Source organism: Undibacterium sp. KW1 (genome assembly GCF_009937955.1).
Lineage (GTDB): Bacteria > Pseudomonadota > Gammaproteobacteria > Burkholderiales > Burkholderiaceae_D > Undibacterium.
Window position 1 is genome coordinate 3,662,933 of record NZ_AP018439.1, and the last position, 16,196, is coordinate 3,679,128.

Genomic DNA, 16,196 nt, shown 5'->3' on the forward strand with positions numbered 1-16,196 from the left:
TACTCCGCATCAATTTTTTGGCCGCTTGGAAAAACCAAGAAATCCTGCTGTAAACAAGGCTATGGCATACAAAGCCAGGATCAGCATGTCTTGCCACAACGCCGAAATGCCTACCCCCTTGAGAAAGCTACCCATGGCAATCTCTGCGTAATACATGCCGGGCAAGGCATGGGCAATGACTGAAGCAATGGCAGACAGCGAAGGGATAGGAATAATCATGCCTGAGTAAAGTACAGCGGGTACTACAGTCACTATGGCCGTGCCCACCATGGCTGCCACCTGGGTATTCACCATCACCGACACCAGCAAACCTATGCCGGTAGTACAAATTACATACAGTATGGTGGATAGCAAAAAGAATAGCGGATCACCCTTGAATGGCGCACCAAACAGCAGCAGGGCAAACGCAGTCAGTGCGCAGGCATTGACGATGGAAATCCCAACATAGGGCAACAACTTGCCAATCAGGTATTCACCCCGTGACAAGGTGGATGAATAGACGTTATAGATGGCACCGGACTCCTTCTCCCTGACTACGCCCAAAGCAGTCAGAAATGGTGGTGACAGCATGAGGATAACCATGATGAGTTTGGGCGCTATCGACCAGATGCTCTTGACCTCCTGGTTATACAGATACCTTGTCTCCAGCTTGACCGATTGCATGCTGTTACGCAAAGTTTCTTGTCCTATGCCTGTCAGCGCAGAGAAATGGGCCGACAAATTATCAAGATTCATGGCGGCATTGATGGCGGTCACATAGCCTTTTGCCGTCAGTGCACGGAAAGGGAAAGTACCGTCTATCCAGGTTTGCACCGTCGTTGCCTGGCCTGATTTCAAGCGTGTACCAAAATCGGGCGGGATAATGATGACAGCCCGCAAGCTGTTATCGACCAGGAGCTTTTCTACGTCCGACTCCCGCTGCGCATAGCCCTGGAAAGAAAAATAACGCGAGTCACTGAAGTGATGCGCATAGTCACGCGAACTGACAGACTGGTCATAATCCACAATCGCCAGGGGAATGTTTTCCACATCCAGTGACAGACCGTAGCCAAACAGCAGCATCAATAAGGATGGTACGACAAAAGCCAGGACAAAAAACAGGCGGTCGCGCACGATCTCGCGCCATTCCTTATACGCCACTACACTGATACGCCGCAGATTCATGCCTGCTCTCCCCTGGCTTTGGCGTCTTCTGCTTCAAGCCTGGTGACGATGTGGACAAAGACGTCTTCCATGCTCAAACGCTTTTGCTGGAACTGGATGTCAGGTGTCTGCAGAAGTGCATGGAGATTCGGCAGATCCTGTTCAGGTTCCGGCAACATCACGTGGATACGCGAACCGAACAAAGCAGCACTGGAAAAACCATTCTTGTGCAAAATTTCCAGTGTGGCTTGCGCCTGATTGGCATCCCCCGCTGTCTTCAATTCATACAATTTGCCAGCCTGCGCTTCCACGTCAGCTTTCAATTGATCTGGCGACGCATCTGCGACTATGCGTCCGGCATACATGAGGGCGATATGGTCGCAGTGCTCTGCCTCTGACATATAGTGGGTCGTGACCAGGATGGTGACGTTTTCTTCGCGTGCAAGTCTGAACAGGACTTCCCAAAAGGCGCGGCGTCCCAGGGGATCAACTCCAGAAGTAGGCTCGTCAAGGAACAGCACTTGCGGCCTGTGTATCAGTGCACAACCCAAAGCCAGACGCTGGCGCAAGCCCATGGGCAGGCTGGCTGCCAGTGCACTGCCGAAAGGACGCAAGCCAGCCATATCCAGTATCCAGTCCATGCGGGCTGCGGTTTGCTGCCTGGTCAGGCCATAGATACCTGCATACAGGCGTATGTTTTCCAGCACAGAAAGGTCAAGGTAGAGGGAAAACGCCTGCGACATATAGCCTATGCGTTCACGTATCTGCCGGCCAGCATCCCGCATGTCAGCCCCCGCTACCCTGCCCTTGCCGCTGCTGGGGCTGAGTATGCCAGTCAGCATCTTGATGACTGTGCTTTTACCTGCACCATTCGCGCCCAGCAAACCGAAAATCTCGCCTTGCGGTACGCGAAAGCTCAGATCATCCACTGCCTTGAAAGCACCAAAAATACGCGAGAGATTTTCTGCCTCTATCGCCAGGCCATGATCGGCATGACGTTGAGCAGGGAGATCAGTAGAGTCAGGATTTTTCTGAGTCGCTTTGCCGGCCAATAACTGTTTTTTCCGCAGGAGCGCGATAAAGACATCTTCCAGTTCTGGCTCCAGCACCTCGCTGTGACTGATAGTGACATCAGGAACACATAGCTGCACTTGTGCGCTGGCCTTGCCTGCATCGGTCTCATCGACAAATACACGTATGTCTTGCCCCAATACTTCCATCTGGGGGAATTGCTGGCCTAGCTGATGGACAGCAGCTATCTGCTGCTCCGCCTTGCTGCATACCATGCTGACCACAGAGCCTGCCGCCAGGGTCTTGATTTGTTCAGGCTCGCCTGATGCCAGTATCCTGCCTGCATGCATGAGCGACACGCGGTGAAAACGGCTGGCTTCATCCATATAGGCGGTGGACACCAGTGCTGTGATGCCTTTTTCCTTGAGCAGGCGCGCGAGGATGCTCCAGAATTCGCGACGGGATACCGGGTCAACGCCCGTGGTTGGCTCATCCAGTATCACCAGTTGTGGCTCGTGGATAAGGGTGCAAACCAGCCCCAGTTTTTGCTTCATGCCGCCGGACAGGTTTTTCATCGGACGGTCACGGAATCTTTCCAGCCTGGTGCTGCGCAGCAGGGTTTCCTTGCGCTCACTCAGTTCAGCCTTGCTTAGCAGCCGCAAGCCTCCGAAGTAATCGATGTTTTCTTCTACCGACAGATCACCATACAGATTCTGTCCCAGACCCTGAGGCATGAGACCTATCCTGTCCTTGATCAATTCACTGCTTTTTTCCGAATTGATCAGCGTGCCAAACACCTGCAAGTCGCCACCATCATGTGCCAGCACACCTGCCACCGATTTGAGCAAACTGCTCTTGCCCGCCCCGTCAGGACCAATCAGGCCATAGATCTCGCCCGCTTGGACCTGCAAGTTGATGCCATCCATGGCAATAGAGTTGCCGTAGGATTTCATCAGTGCACGTGCGAGAACGATTGGTCCGGGAATCGTCGCAACTGGCTGCATTTGTTTCGTCATCGCGGGCATTTATTTCCAGCGTGGCTTTTGCCAGGCCTGATCTTCTTTCCAACGTATGACGGCGTCTGCCGGTATGCCTGGGGTCAGCCTGTGGTCGGGATTCTTGTCTATACTGAGCTTGACTGCATACACCAGTTTGACTCTCTCATCGGTGGTCTGCACCTCCTTGGGTGTAAATTCTGCTCTCGTGGCGATATAGCTGACCTTCGCTTCATAGAACTGCTCGCCCTGCGAATCCACGTAAATACGTGCAGGCAAACCCAGGCGTAATTGCCCAATTTTGGATTCGGCCACATAGACCTTCAGGTACAAATGATCAAGATCGACCATCTCCAGGATGGACCCGCCAGGCATGACAACTTCACCTGGCTCACGCAGACGTGTCAGCACCACACCAGAACCTGGTGATTTGATGAGCAGATCGGCGAGTACGGAACTGGCTTCTGTCACTGCAGCATCTGCCCTGTCGTGCTGGGCTTTTAAAGCTGCGATATCCTGCTGCCTTGCCTTGACCTTGTCGTTACCCAGTTGCGCCTGCGAGAGCCCTTGCCTGGCACGATTAACCGCCTCTTGCGCAGCCTTGACATCTGACTGTGCTACCTGCCATGCAAGGTCAGCCTGCTCGTATCTGTGCTTTTCGATCACGCCACGCTCAAACAAGTCCTTGTGACGTTGTGCATCAAGCCTTGCTTGCTGTTCGACTGCCATGGCTTTGGCGTAAGCAGCCTGGGCCTGGCTGACTGTTGCATCTGCGAGGTTGATACCCAAGGGTACTTCTTTTTGAGCTACGTCGAGGGCACCCTGTGCGGCGCGGACTTGTGCCTCGGTTGCATTGGAAGCCTGTCTAGCCTGCTCGACCTTGGCCTGGACACTGTCATCTTCGAGTTGCGCAATAACGGCCCCTGCCTTGACACTATCGCCCTCCCTGGCAAACACCTTGCTGATGCGGCCAGGGTATTTGGCAGCGGCGACGATGCGGTCGCCCTCAATACGGCCATTGGCGACGATCAGACCTTCTGGCATCTTGCGTGACTGTGCCAGATAGTAAAAATAGCCACCAGCGATGAGCACGGCAGCAACACCGAGTAAGGCCGGGCCCAGCAATTTGGATTTATTTTCCATCATTTTTCCTGGATACTGATAGGTAATATGAAATGCGTCACTTACAATTTTCCCGCAGCATGCAGTAATTGCAGGCGGGCGAATTCATGGTCATAGAGTGCGTTATCGCGATTGGACAGTGCCTGCAAGCGGCGTGCCTCTGCATCAAGCACATCACTGTTCGGCGCCAGCCCTGAGCGGTAGCGCTCGCGTGCCAGAGACAGTGTTTCTTCGGCCTGTTCTACCGCCTTTTCCACCAATTGCATGCGCGCCCTGGTCTCTTGTTGTGTGAGCCAGGATTGCCGCACCTGCAAGGCGATGCGCTCACGGGTGTCAGCTTCCATTTCACTAATCGCCTGTGCTGTTGCAGAAAGCTGCGAAGCCTGATGTCGGACCAGCCCACCATCAAACAAATCCCATTTCATCACCACGCCTACATACCAGCCCTTGTCTTCAGCCAGGTAGCGGTTTTCCAGCTTGCTATAACCGGCAGTGACGCCTATCTGCGGCATGTGTCCAGCAGCGACGCTATTGGCCTGTTTTTTGTAGGCCAGGCTTTGGCTGGATAACTCTTGTAACTCCTTGCGGTCATTGTTTGCAGACTGCAAAAGAGCAGGCAAATCTGCCATGGCGGGCTCTTTGTTAAAACCGGCAATATCCTGTATCTCGACCGCTCTTTCATATTCACGCCCCAGCCAGCGATTCAATGCTGCGCGAGCCAGCTCCAGCGCATTGTTTGCCTGCAGCCCAAGTTGACGTGCATTTGCCATCGCCACCTGGGTAGCCAGTAAATCGTGTCTGGCAGCATAGCCCTTGTCAAAGAGTGCCTGTACATCATCTACATGCTTGCTGACTGCAGCGACATGGCTGTTACTGACATGCACCGCATGCTCGGCGCGCAATACGGCGATATAACTTTGTGCAATCGCCAGCTTGAGGTCACTGCGGGTAAGCTGGGTGCGTGCCAGGTTCGCTTCGGATTGCGCCTGGGCTGCCTCAACGCCAGACGAAATTTTGCCGCTGGTATATACAGGTGCAGAAATGCTGAGACTACCGAAATAGGCCGATTCCTGCGCAAACGGCAGCGTAGTGCCTTTCAGCATGGGAAGCGCAGGTATATTCACTTTGGCTGCCGGTTCGCTTTCGGTGCGCATGTAGCCACTTTCCAGGCTCAGTTTAGGCAGGTAATTGGCTTGCGCAGAAGCCAGTTGATGTTGCGCCGACTGTTCTTTTTGCTGCGAAGCAGCAAGCACATGATTACGCTGCAAAGCGATGTTCCATACTTGCTCAAGGTTCTCTGCGGCAAGTGCTGGTACGCCAGTCAGTAAAATATTGATGCAGATCAAACTTTGTGCGAAAGCCTTGATTTTATTTGGCTTTCCAGCTGTTTCCAACATGCCTGCACGAGTATCCATTTGCCTGCGCAGGGAAGGGTTTTGTGCGTCTCTACAGAGAGAAAGTGGTCTGAACAGTGTCATCTTGAATTCACCAAAAAAGAGTATCCTTAGTGTATTGCTGCATTTGCACAATGCAATTGATTCGAATCAATTCAATAGACTGACATGTTTGCCAGAATAGGCTTACATCAACGAGGATGCGCCAATGAAAACTGATTACAGCCCTGCCACCACCCCACAACAAGCCGGTCAAAAGAAAAACTATGCAAGCCCTGCCCGTCCGCTTTGCTATCTTGGTGACGATGAGGCCGAAGTGCATCCTCTCGATATGGCCTTGCAAAACCATATTGCCAAATTGACCGGCGGCATCTCACCCGCCAGCGTGGCTCTCGCCTGGATGGACTGGGGCATGCATATCGCCGTGTCACCGGGAAAACAGCTGGAACTAAGTAATCTGCTGCAAAAACAAATCGCCAGTTGGCCCCAATTTCTGGCACCCGCGCTGACCGGAAAACCTGCAGAAACTGCAATGAATGCGGCAGGCGACAGCCGCTTTGCCGATGCAGGCTGGGCCAACTGGCCCTTCAACGCCATGAGCCAATACTTCCTGCAAAGACAGGAGTTCTGGCAACATGCGACCAAGGGCGTGCGCGGCGTCACTGCGCATCATGAAAATGTCGTCAACTTCATGTCCAGGCAGTTACTGGACATGATGTCCCCGTCGAATTTTCCCTTGCTCAATCCCGAAGTCATCGCCACTACCCGGGCCACGGGCGCCAAGAACCTGATGACCGGCGCGGCGCACTGGATGCAGGATAATGGGCTGGAGTTTCAAGTGCCTGGGGTTGAAGCTGGCGAACATAAAACCGAGCAACTGGCATATCAACCAGGACGTGATGTTGCTGTCACTGAGGGCAAGGTGGTATTTCGCAATCACCTGATAGAACTCATACAATATGCCCCGCAGACCACAAAGGTGTATGCAGAGCCTGTCCTGATCGTACCTTCGTGGATCATGAAATATTACATCCTTGATCTGTCGCCACATAATTCCATGGTACGTTTCCTGGTCAGCCAGGGTCATACGGTATTCATGATTTCCTGGAAAAATCCTGGCAAAGAGGACCGTGACCTGGGCATGCAAGACTACCTCGACAGCGGCCTGTTTGCAGCACTGGGAGAAGTTGGCAAGTTGACTCAGCACAAAGCCGTGCACACGGTTGGTTACTGCCTAGGTGGCACCCTGCTAGGCATTGCCGCGGCGGCGCTGGCAAGCGATCACGCAAGGGAATACGCACACCATTTGCCGCCTGTGCAAACGGTCAATCTGCTGGCTGCACAAACTGATTTCAGCGAGCCTGGCGAACTTGGCCTGTTCATAGATGAAAGCCAGATTGCCATGCTGGACGCCCAAATGTGGGAGCAAGGTTACCTGACCGGTGAGCAGATGACGGGTTCATTTCAATTGCTGAATTCGCGCGACCTGATCTGGTCAAAAATCATGCGTGAATATCAGCTGGGTACACGCAATTCGCCAAATGATCTGATGTCCTGGAATGCGGATACCACCCGCATGCCTTATCGCATGCATAGTGAATATTTAAAACACCTGTTCCTGCACAATGACCTGGCAGAAGGCCGCTATGAAGTGCATGGCCATGCCGTAGCATTGAATAATATACACGCCCCCATGTACGTGGTTGGCACGGCACGCGACCATGTTTCACCGTGGCGTTCTGTGTATAAAATCCATGTGCTGACCGATGCGCCTATCGACTTTGTACTGGCGTCTGGCGGCCACAATGCTGGCATAGTTTCAGAACCGGGACATGCGCATCGCAGCTTTCAACATTTGCCATCTGATCAGCGCGGCCAGTCTTTCCAGCAGGCCGAAGACTGGGTCAAGGCGGCAACAACGGAGACAGGCTCATGGTGGATACATTGGCAAGCTTGGCTGGCACGGCATTCCAGCAGCACACAAGTGAAGGCAAGAGTTGTCAGCGATAAAGAACTGGGTGTTGCGCCAGGCAGTTATGTATTTGAAAAATAAGCTTAAATAGTCGCATTAGGAAGTTATAGCGTCACCATAAGGAGTAAAATATTTTTTGATATGGCGAATCTCAAGGCAGGAAAAGATCGCAGTGACGATATTAAAAAAAGCACATCAAAAAAGAAGATACTTCCTGGGCGCTCTTACCTCGCTGTATTTCACAGCGGGCTGGGCGGCAGAGCCGCGCAAACTCGTCCTGCTGATTGCAGAATCGAATGCCACCAATACCCCGCAGGTGCCGTATAACCCCATATTTCAGCAAGCCGTGGCTTATGTGGAAAAGGAGCTGCACCTGCAATTTGAGTACAGACGTTATCCCTGGAAACGTCTGTTGCAAAGCCTGAATGAGGGTGAAGGCTTGGCTTTTGGTTTGTCAAAAACCAGGGAACGGGCACAAACCCTGCATTTTTCCCTGCCCGCTTTTGCTACCCATGTCTGGCTGGTCGTCAGAAGTGATCAAGCTTTTGCGTTTTCCCGCCTCGCCGACCTGCAGGGCAAAACCGTGGGCATGGTAAGAGGCTCTACCTATGGCGATGAATTTGAAAAGGCAAAATCCGAGTTATTGCTGTTAGAAGAAGATCTGTATTCCCTGCCCTCCCGCCTGAAAAAATTATTGAACAGGCGCACGGATGTCATGCTGTTCAGTCACCATGATCCTGACCCGCGCAAGGTCGAAGCCATGCTCAACAAGGCCATGCCCGACATAGCACCAGATACGCCCATGCCACCTGGTGTTTCATTCAAGGTACTGGATAAGTTTTTATCCGTGGATTACATCCACTTTGCAATACTGGCATCCAAAGATGATGGCATCATTGAACAGATAGACAAGGTCATCAGGAAAGGCCAGCAAGAAGGCTCTTTACCCGCTATCCATCTGACAAAAAAATGATGTGTTGTCAGTGTTCTATTCAAGGATTTTTCACACCTCCAGACAATACAGTTTGACTTGATCCCGCCCACCCGCTTTGGCGGCATACATAGCGAGGTCAGCCTTCTTGGCCAATTCAATTTCGGTTGCCCCATGGTCGGGATAAATGGCGACACCTATGCTTGCCGACACTGTATGCTCATTGCCTGCAATGACAAACGGCTGCCCAAGTGCAGCACGTATTTTTTCTGCCAACAGACAGGCACTCTGCTCATCACTGACGTTCAAAGTCAGCGCAACGAATTCATCGCCACCTATGCGTCCTACCGTATCAGAATCGCGCAGACAATGCTTCATGCGTTCTGCCGCCTGCTGCAAAAGAATGTCACCTACTGCATGGCCATAGGTATCATTCACAGGTTTGAAGCGATCCAGATCTATGTACATGAGCGCCAGGCGGGTATTGTTTCTTTTCGCCAGTGCCAGCCCCTGCGCCAGCCGTTCAAAGAACAGGGTGCGGTTTGGCAAGTGCGTCAGACTGTCGTGATGCGCCAGATAGGCCAGCTTGTCATTGACTTCCTTGCGCACACTGACATCGACTTTGACGGCGACATAATGACGGGTCTTGCCTTTGCTGTCCTTGACAGGGGCAATGTGTGCCTCTTCCCAATATGCCTCGCCGTTTTTGCGGCGATTGATCAATTCACCCGTCCAGACTTCACCTCGCAAGAGCTGCGTCCACATGGCCTGATAGGTTTCGGCAGGTACCTGGCCAGATTGCAGGATACTCGGTTTTTTACCGATGACTTCTTCAGCAGAATAACCCGTTTCCAGAATGAAGTGCGGGTTCACGTATTCGATCACACTATTGACATCAGTGATGATCACCGAGGTCGGGCTGTGCTCTATGGCAGACGACAGGAGATTAAGTCTTAATGCATTTCTCTTTAATTCATCCAGACTGTTTGCCAGCTTTTGATTGACCTTGAAAATATACAATGCCACGCCACCGATTATACTGACAAAGACCAGGGCAAGTGCACCCCAGAAATACAACCAGCGCAAATTCACGTTGGGATTGGCGTCATACAAAAAATCATCCAGAGGATAACTGGCTGGCAGCATGCCCAGCTCTGCGTAAGTATCTGCTATATGACGCCAGCGCCCTGGATTCATATACCCTATCGCGATCAGTTCCCGGCTCAGCAAATAACTGGTTTGTGCTGCTTCATACTGAAAAAATTTCTTGTTGTGCTGCCCCACATCTGTACTCTTGTAGCGCTGCAATATCATGTCTATGATTTCATCCTGATGGCTCATCGCATATTCCCAGCCACGCAAACTGGCAGCGCGAAAGGCTTTTACACGTTCAGGATGGGTACGTATCTCGTTCTCGCTAGTGAACAGATTATCGCCATAAAAGTCGATACCGGCAGCGCGCGGCGTGTAGATAGTGTAGGCAACGCCCGCCTGCCCGAGGCGAAATGGCTCATTGGTCAGGTAAGCAGAAATGACATCGACTTTCCCTTGTATCAAATCATTAAGATTGAAGCTGTGTTCGATTTGCTGCAGTTGCTCGAAAGGCACATTTTCACGCCTGAGATAGGCAAGCAATTCCTGCGACTGCGGCTCCAGCATCATGCGCTTGCCCTTGAGCTCGTGCACAGTCTGTACATCGTTCTCTTTTCTGGATAGCAGTATCAATGGGGAATGCTGAAATATGACAGCCAGGGCAACCACGGGCTGACCTGCCTTGCGGGCAAGTATCAGGCTGCTGGTGCCAACACCATATTCTGCCTTGCCTGTAACGACCTGATTGATGACGTCCAAACCTGGCTGGGCTGGCAAAATATCAACGTCGAGGCCTGCTTCCCGGTAATAACCCAGCTCTTTTGCGGCGTAATATCCGGCAAACTGAAATGCATGAGTCCACTTGAGTTGCAGATGTATTTTGTCAACGGCCAAACTGGCAGGCGCGAGCAGGAATTGCATGCAAAAGCATGTCAGGCTCAGCCACAACTTTCCATGCTTGGTCATAGTTGCAATGTAAAATAATATTAATAAGCCTGGCATTTTTGCCATGCAGCCTGGTGCGTTTATGCAGCATTCACAGGCAGCAGTCACAAAGGTGTGGACTACCGGCAGAGCACCAACTTATTTCCATCTTACAATAACTGGCTATGTCAATTGCGGCTTTACACAATCATTTACAGTCGCAATCGCTTGCGAATTCGGCTCAATGCTTCAGGCGTCACACCGAGATAACGTGCAATATCGCGCAGTTGCAATTGCTCTGCCAATTCGGGATAGGTTGTTAAGAATGACAGGTATCTGTCTTCCGGCGTCATGGTCAGTAACTCACGTTCCCTCTGCTCTTTCCTGACTATGTGCTGCTCCAGCAACTGCCGTATGGCTTTTTGCCACGGAGGGTATTGATCGCACAATTGCCTGACAGGTGCGTAATCAACCTGTTCAAGCACGCATTCATCAATGGCAGCGGCGAAATAGTCCGTGGCTTGCCCGGATATCAAGACATTTGGGCATGCAAAGAAATCGCCAGGACCAATAAAGGATTTGATCCACTCTACGCCATCAATCCCCAGGTAGGTCAGCTTCACAATGCCACTGGTAACCACATAGACATAGGGTTGCCATTCACCAGCCGCGAACACCAGCTCGCCTTTGTGGAAGTGTAATTTTTTCGTGAAAGGGCGCAGGATATCCCATCCAGGCAAGGCCGCGCCTGCGGCCTGCTCCATCAAACGTCTGGTATGGGTCATGACAAAGCGGGTAATGGCAAACGTGTGGACGTCAATATAGCCTGCAGAGGTTGCCATACCAATTGGCTATCAAGCTTGTTCATGCAGTCATGATGACCCAGAGGACATTCCCTTTGCCTGCATGGCGCGCAGGACAGACGCAGCGACAGGGAGTGGGCGATATCAGAAAATGGCGGTGCATGATCAGGATCAGTCGGGCCGTAGATAGCAATCACAGGTCTGTTCAATGCCGAAGCAATATGCAACAAGCCAGAATCATTTGACACCATGGCGTCGCTTGCTGCTATCAGTGCCAGCGCCTGATCAAGCTTGGTCTTGCCAGCGAACTGATGAACTGCAGGACAAGCTGCCTGTATCTGTTGGCAAACTTCAACATCCTTGGGTGAGCCCAGCAAGACAATTTGTGCATCTGGATGTGCTCGCAGGATGGTCATTGCCAGTTCCGCAAAATGGCTGACAGGCCAGCGCTTGGCATTGCCAAATTCTGCACCAGGTGCAAAGCAGATCAAAGGCTGTTCTGCCGACAAGCCCATCTCCTGCAAGACGGCATTTATCTGTGCGGGGGCAATTTGCAAGCGCGGTTTTGGAAAGCTCTGCACCAGATCAGTTACTGGCGCATGCGCCAGCGCTGCATAAAATGCCACCATGGGTCGCGGTGCGGACTTGCTGTCTTGATGCATGACATTGATGAGGCCATAACGGCTCTCCCCCTTGTACCCCACCCGCTTTTTGATACCAGCCATCCAGGGCAGCAGTGCAAATTTCAGGGTATTAGGCAACACATAGGCGGCAGCATAGCCACGCTGGCGCAAGATTTTTGCATAGCGCCAACGTTCACGCAATTGCAGTGAGCCATGCTTGAAAGGTGTTTCCAGTACCGTATCCACTTCCACCATAGCGCGCAAAACCGGCGCTACCCAGGCGGGTGCCAGCACATCGATCGCAGCTTGCGGATGGTCGCGCTTCAGTAGTTGCAACAAAGGCTGGGCCATGACGGCATCGCCTATCCAGTTGGGGGCAATGACGAGAATGCGGCTGGCAGGACTGTGCACGACGACACTCATCTTGGCGTGCGCCCCATGAGAAAGAACTCATCATTTGGCCGCATGGAAATCACATTTGCCATGCGGTTCGACAAGCCAAAGAATGCGGTGATGGCTGCGATATCCCAGATATCTTCATCATCAAAGCCATGACTGTGCAACAAGGCGTAATCAGCATCATTGACGCTTTGCGAATCCAGGCAAACCTTGATCGCAAAATCCAGCATGGCGCTTTGGCGCGGCGTGATCTCTGCTTTTAAATGATTGACGGCGACCTGGTCAGCCACCAGAGTATTTTTGGCATAGATACGCAGAATCGCACCGTGAGCCACCACGCAATACAGGCAATTGTTTTTGGCGCTGGTGGCAGTAACTATCATTTCACGCTCGGCCTTGTTCAAGTTGCCTGAGGTTTTCAGCATCAGGGCATCGTGATAGGCAAAGAAGGCGCGGAATTCATCTGGCCTGTGGGCCAGTGTCAGGAATACGTTCGGTACGAAACCGGCTTTTTCCTGCACGGCCAATACCTTCTCGCGTATATCGTCAGGCAGGTCCTTTATTTCTGGAACAGGGAAACGGGAAATCGCAGTAGTCATGGCTTCTCCTTTTTCAATCAAGCGGCAAACTGCAGACGATGCAGGTTCGCATAAGTGCCGCCATTATCCAGCAATTCTGCATGCGTACCCATCTCTATGATCTTGCCATCGACCAGTACAGCAATGCGGCTGGCACGTTCTATGGTAGATAGGCGATGAGCAATGACCAGCGTGGTACGGCCCAGCATCAACTCGTCCAGTGCGGCCTGTACGGCACGTTCAGACTCGCTGTCAAGTGCAGAGGTAGCTTCATCCAGAATGAGGATAGGTGCATTTTTATAGATGGCGCGGGCAATAGCCAGGCGCTGTCTCTGACCACCGGACAGGCGCATGCCGTTGTCGCCTATCATGGTGTTCAAGCCGTCGGGCAAATCACGCACAACGTCAGTCAGGTGTGCGGCCTGCACTGCCGCTGCCACGCGTGCTGGGTCAGGGTTGGCATCACCATAGGCAATATTTGACACCAGAGTGTCATCAAACAAAACCACATTCTGGCTGACCATGGCGATTTGTTCGCGCAGGCTGGTCAAGGAAATGTCATGCAATGAAATGCCATCGAGCAGGATGTCGCCAGAATCCGGCGTGTAAAAACGCGGCACCAGATTCACCAGAGAAGTCTTGCCGCCGCCCGACATGCCAACCAGAGCGATGGTCTCGCCCGGTGCTATGCTGAGGTTGATATCTTTCAGCGCTTCCTGCTCCTGGCCTGGGTAAGAGAAGCTGGTATGGACAAATTCCAGTTTGCCTTGCGCACGGGCTGGCAGTGCTTTGCCGCTATCGGTTTCTGGCAGGGTATCGATGAGGGCAAATACCGACTCTGCCGCAGCCATGCCGCGCTGCATGGGGCCATTCAAGTCTGCCAGCCGTTTCAAAGGTGTCAGCAACAGCATCATGAGACTGACAAACTCAATAAAGCGGCCTGCTGTGGTGGCGTCTTGCGCTGCTTGCGACACCGCAAACATGATGACCACCGCTACCGCAATCGCAGCTGCGAGTTGTGTCAACGGTGTCGTTGATGCGACAGCGATGGTGGTGCGCATGGCATAGCCGCGCAACTTTTCATTCTTGGCTTCGAACCTTTCCTGCTCATATTTCTGCCCACCAAAAATACGTATGACCTGGCTGGCACGTGTGGCTTCTTCTATGACCTGGGTCAGTTCATTGCTGACATCGAGCTGGCTTTGATTGAGTTTGCGCAGGCGCTTGCTGACACCACGTACCAGAAAAGCCATGACCGGCATCATGACCAGAGCAATGATGGTCAACTGCCAGTTGCGCCACAACAAGGCAGCCAGCAAGACCATGACCGTCAATGAATCGCGGAACAGTGTGGTCATCGAGACCTTGAGCATCTCGACGATTTGCTGCGCCTCAAACATGATGGTGTTGATGATGCGGCCACTCGATTCACTTTGGTAAAAGCTGATGGGCACATTCAGGATGCGGTCAAATACCTTGGCGCGTAGTTGATTCAATAATCTGGTCGAAATCCAGGTCATCAGATAACTTGTAGTAAACGTGCAAATGCCACGAAACAGGAAAATCGCAATAATTGCCGTTGGCACCATCCACAGGGCAAGCTTTTTCGCATCGGCATTAAAACCGTGATCGAGAATGTAGCCCAGCACCTTGGGGAACATGACTTCCGTCGAAGCTGTGCCCAGCATGGTCAGCAAGGCCCACCACACCCGGGAGCGATAAGGCGCGATGGACTGCCACAAGCGGCGGAATACATCGATGGTTTCTTTATTGATCAAACTCATAGTATGAAATTCATATCCTGTCTTGGCACAAGCCGCTCAATCAATTAATCAATCAGGCTTGCGCATAAATAATCTATCTGCGGCGTGACTAATTTTTATTACGCATGCCAGCCAGCGGTATCGCCAGCAGGATCATGAAAGCCATGCCAAACACAGCATCGCGCAAAATCGCATTGAACATACCGCCCAGCATCATGGCGATGGTCAGCATCAGCAAGGGCATGGCCATTTCCCTGGTGTTGGGATTCTCATGCACAGCCATACTTGCCATACTTGCCATACGATAGGCCACCCAGTATTGGGTCGCCCAGATCGCCAGCAGGGCCAACAAGCCAAGGACACCCACTTCTGTCAGGTACAACAAATAATCATTGTGTGGTGTGGTCATGGTTGCACTGATGAGGCCCCTGGCTTTTTTCTGGTAAAGATACATCCAGGTAGCAATGCCATGACCTGCCAGGGGTTTCTCGGCAATGATCTCACCGGTGATCTTGTAAAGTTCCAGACGCATGCCATCATCATTGACTTTGCGGCCTTGGGAAAAATCATGCAGTTGATGCACAGTACACAGGCTGCGCAATTTAAAAATTTCCCACGGTCCAGCCTGTACCAACCGTACCTCACAAGTTGCCGGTGGTGGCAGACTCAAGGCATATTTCCAGCCGCCGCCAAGTGCTGCCAGCAAGATCAGAGGCAAAGCCACTACCCGCCATGACCAACCTATCTGGCGCAATATCAGCACACCGCACAGGATAAAAAACAGCAGACTGGCCGTCCTGGTTTTTGCCAGCAAGACCAGGGCTGCTGCCACATACACGATTGCCAGTACACGCCAGACCAGGTGGTCGCGGTGACTGCGCAAATCATGCAACATCCAGGCGGCAGCAATCGCCATCAATATGCCCAGCAAGATGGATTTATTACCCTCATAAATCACATAGCTGCGAAATACCGTATTGACCGGCAAGAGATGGAAAAAATTGGCAACAAACAGCGTTGCCGCCAGCACTGCACCAGCAAAGAAAACATACATCGCCCGCCTTTGCCACACGCCCGCAGTCACGGTCAGAAAAGGCAAGAGAAACAAATACGTCTGGTAATGCACAAACCCCGGCCAGAATTCTTTACTGATTTCTGGCGGGATATCCTGCATTGCCGCCAGCACGATACTCACCAGGCTAAGGCCAAGTACCGGCAGCAACATGGCGCTTTGCCTGATCCTGTGCATCTTCTTCAGGTAGCCACCGGACACCAGCAAACTGATATAAAACAGCAGCACACCGGCATACATGACACCAACCGGGAAAAACAGGGTCAGCGGCAAGCCTGTCAGTATCTGATGCGGCAAGGACTGGCGCCAGCCGGTTTGCGGCTCTGCCTGCGGCGAACCACCACGCGCTGGCAATACACTACTGGTATCCATGG

At 52.3% G+C, this 16,196-nt stretch carries 13 protein-coding genes and 1 pseudogene; 2 read left to right on the forward strand and 12 right to left on the reverse strand.

The genetic code is table 11. The annotated features are described in order from the left end of the window. Positions 1-9 precede the first annotated feature (9 nt). The 6 genes and pseudogenes from UNDKW_RS16420 to UNDKW_RS16435 form a co-directional block, all read right to left on the reverse strand. Positions 10-1,164 (reverse strand): ABC transporter permease, encoded by a 1,155-nt coding sequence (locus tag UNDKW_RS16420; RefSeq protein WP_162059543.1) that lies wholly within the window; start codon positions 1,162-1,164, stop codon positions 10-12. After that, on the reverse strand, positions 1,161-2,072 hold the full coding sequence (locus UNDKW_RS31170) for an ATP-binding cassette domain-containing protein (RefSeq protein ID WP_370529137.1): 912 nt from the start codon (positions 2,070-2,072) through the stop codon (positions 1,161-1,163). The genes UNDKW_RS16420 and UNDKW_RS31170 overlap by 4 nt, the downstream gene beginning before the upstream one ends. 41 nt (positions 2,073-2,113) lie before the next feature. Next, positions 2,114-2,326 (reverse strand): hypothetical protein, encoded by a 213-nt coding sequence (locus UNDKW_RS31175; RefSeq protein WP_370529138.1) that lies wholly within the window; start codon positions 2,324-2,326, stop codon positions 2,114-2,116. Positions 2,327-2,558: 232 nt separating this feature from the next. Beyond that, positions 2,559-3,179, reverse strand: a pseudogene (locus UNDKW_RS31180) (ABC transporter ATP-binding protein); the annotation flags it as partial. After that, positions 3,180-4,292: an HlyD family secretion protein gene (locus UNDKW_RS16430; RefSeq protein ID WP_162059544.1), complete on the reverse strand. Its 1,113-nt coding sequence runs from the start codon at positions 4,290-4,292 to the stop codon at positions 3,180-3,182. It lies immediately after the preceding pseudogene. A gap of 41 nt (positions 4,293-4,333) precedes the next feature. Then, positions 4,334-5,686: a TolC family protein gene (locus tag UNDKW_RS16435; RefSeq protein WP_162059545.1), complete on the reverse strand. Its 1,353-nt coding sequence runs from the start codon at positions 5,684-5,686 to the stop codon at positions 4,334-4,336. Between the two features lie 187 nt (positions 5,687-5,873). Between UNDKW_RS16435 and UNDKW_RS16440 the strand changes: the two genes are divergently transcribed. Further along, positions 5,874-7,718: an alpha/beta hydrolase gene (locus tag UNDKW_RS16440; protein ID WP_232063006.1), complete on the forward strand. Its 1,845-nt coding sequence runs from the start codon at positions 5,874-5,876 to the stop codon at positions 7,716-7,718. 91 nt (positions 7,719-7,809) lie between these two features. After that, the gene (locus UNDKW_RS16445) at positions 7,810-8,610 is read left to right on the forward strand and encodes an ABC transporter substrate-binding protein (protein WP_162059546.1); all 801 of its coding nucleotides are present in this window, start codon (positions 7,810-7,812) and stop codon (positions 8,608-8,610) included. Between the two features lie 30 nt (positions 8,611-8,640). Here UNDKW_RS16445 and UNDKW_RS16450 read toward each other — a convergent pair whose 3' ends face one another. From UNDKW_RS16450 to UNDKW_RS16475, 6 genes are all read right to left on the reverse strand, one after another. Then, the gene (locus tag UNDKW_RS16450; RefSeq protein ID WP_232063007.1) at positions 8,641-10,626 is read right to left on the reverse strand and encodes a GGDEF domain-containing protein; all 1,986 of its coding nucleotides are present in this window, start codon (positions 10,624-10,626) and stop codon (positions 8,641-8,643) included. A 170-nt stretch (positions 10,627-10,796) separates the two neighbouring features. Further along, entirely contained in the window at positions 10,797-11,426 is a 630-nt protein-coding gene (locus tag UNDKW_RS16455) for a Crp/Fnr family transcriptional regulator (RefSeq protein WP_162059547.1), read from the reverse strand. Next, a complete protein-coding gene (gene waaF / locus UNDKW_RS16460; protein WP_162059548.1) occupies positions 11,366-12,433 on the reverse strand; it encodes a lipopolysaccharide heptosyltransferase II in 1,068 nt (355 codons plus the stop codon). Before waaF ends, UNDKW_RS16455 begins: the two co-directional genes overlap by 61 nt. Then, a complete protein-coding gene (locus UNDKW_RS16465; RefSeq protein ID WP_162059549.1) occupies positions 12,430-13,008 on the reverse strand; it encodes a peroxidase-related enzyme in 579 nt (192 codons plus the stop codon). Before UNDKW_RS16465 ends, waaF begins: the two co-directional genes overlap by 4 nt. A 17-nt stretch (positions 13,009-13,025) precedes the next feature. After that, positions 13,026-14,771 (reverse strand): lipid A export permease/ATP-binding protein MsbA, encoded by a 1,746-nt coding sequence (gene msbA / locus UNDKW_RS16470; protein ID WP_162059550.1) that lies wholly within the window; start codon positions 14,769-14,771, stop codon positions 13,026-13,028. Positions 14,772-14,859: 88 nt separating this feature from the next. Next, the gene (locus UNDKW_RS16475; protein WP_162059551.1) at positions 14,860-16,194 is read right to left on the reverse strand and encodes an O-antigen ligase; all 1,335 of its coding nucleotides are present in this window, start codon (positions 16,192-16,194) and stop codon (positions 14,860-14,862) included. Positions 16,195-16,196 lie beyond the last annotated feature (2 nt).

What these genes read in the sequence shown, in the direction of transcription:
- UNDKW_RS16440 (WP_232063006.1), top strand. Translation starts at nt 5,874, where the DNA reads ATGAAAACTGATTACAGCCCTGCCACCACCCCACAACAAGCCGGTCAA.
- UNDKW_RS16475 (WP_162059551.1), bottom strand. Translation starts at nt 16,194, where the DNA reads ATGGATACCAGTAGTGTATTGCCAGCGCGTGGTGGTTCGCCGCAGGCA.
- UNDKW_RS16420 (WP_162059543.1), bottom strand. Translation starts at nt 1,164, where the DNA reads ATGAATCTGCGGCGTATCAGTGTAGTGGCGTATAAGGAATGGCGCGAG.
- UNDKW_RS16455 (WP_162059547.1), bottom strand. Translation starts at nt 11,426, where the DNA reads ATGGCAACCTCTGCAGGCTATATTGACGTCCACACGTTTGCCATTACC.
- UNDKW_RS16435 (WP_162059545.1), bottom strand. Translation starts at nt 5,686, where the DNA reads ATGGATACTCGTGCAGGCATGTTGGAAACAGCTGGAAAGCCAAATAAA.
- waaF (WP_162059548.1), bottom strand. Translation starts at nt 12,433, where the DNA reads ATGAGTGTCGTCGTGCACAGTCCTGCCAGCCGCATTCTCGTCATTGCC.
- UNDKW_RS16450 (WP_232063007.1), bottom strand. Translation starts at nt 10,626, where the DNA reads ATGACCAAGCATGGAAAGTTGTGGCTGAGCCTGACATGCTTTTGCATG.
- msbA (WP_162059550.1), bottom strand. Translation starts at nt 14,771, where the DNA reads ATGAGTTTGATCAATAAAGAAACCATCGATGTATTCCGCCGCTTGTGG.
- UNDKW_RS16430 (WP_162059544.1), bottom strand. Translation starts at nt 4,292, where the DNA reads ATGGAAAATAAATCCAAATTGCTGGGCCCGGCCTTACTCGGTGTTGCT.
- UNDKW_RS31175 (WP_370529138.1), bottom strand. Translation starts at nt 2,326, where the DNA reads ATGAGACCGATGCAGGCAAGGCCAGCGCACAAGTGCAGCTATGTGTTC.
- UNDKW_RS16465 (WP_162059549.1), bottom strand. Translation starts at nt 13,008, where the DNA reads ATGACTACTGCGATTTCCCGTTTCCCTGTTCCAGAAATAAAGGACCTG.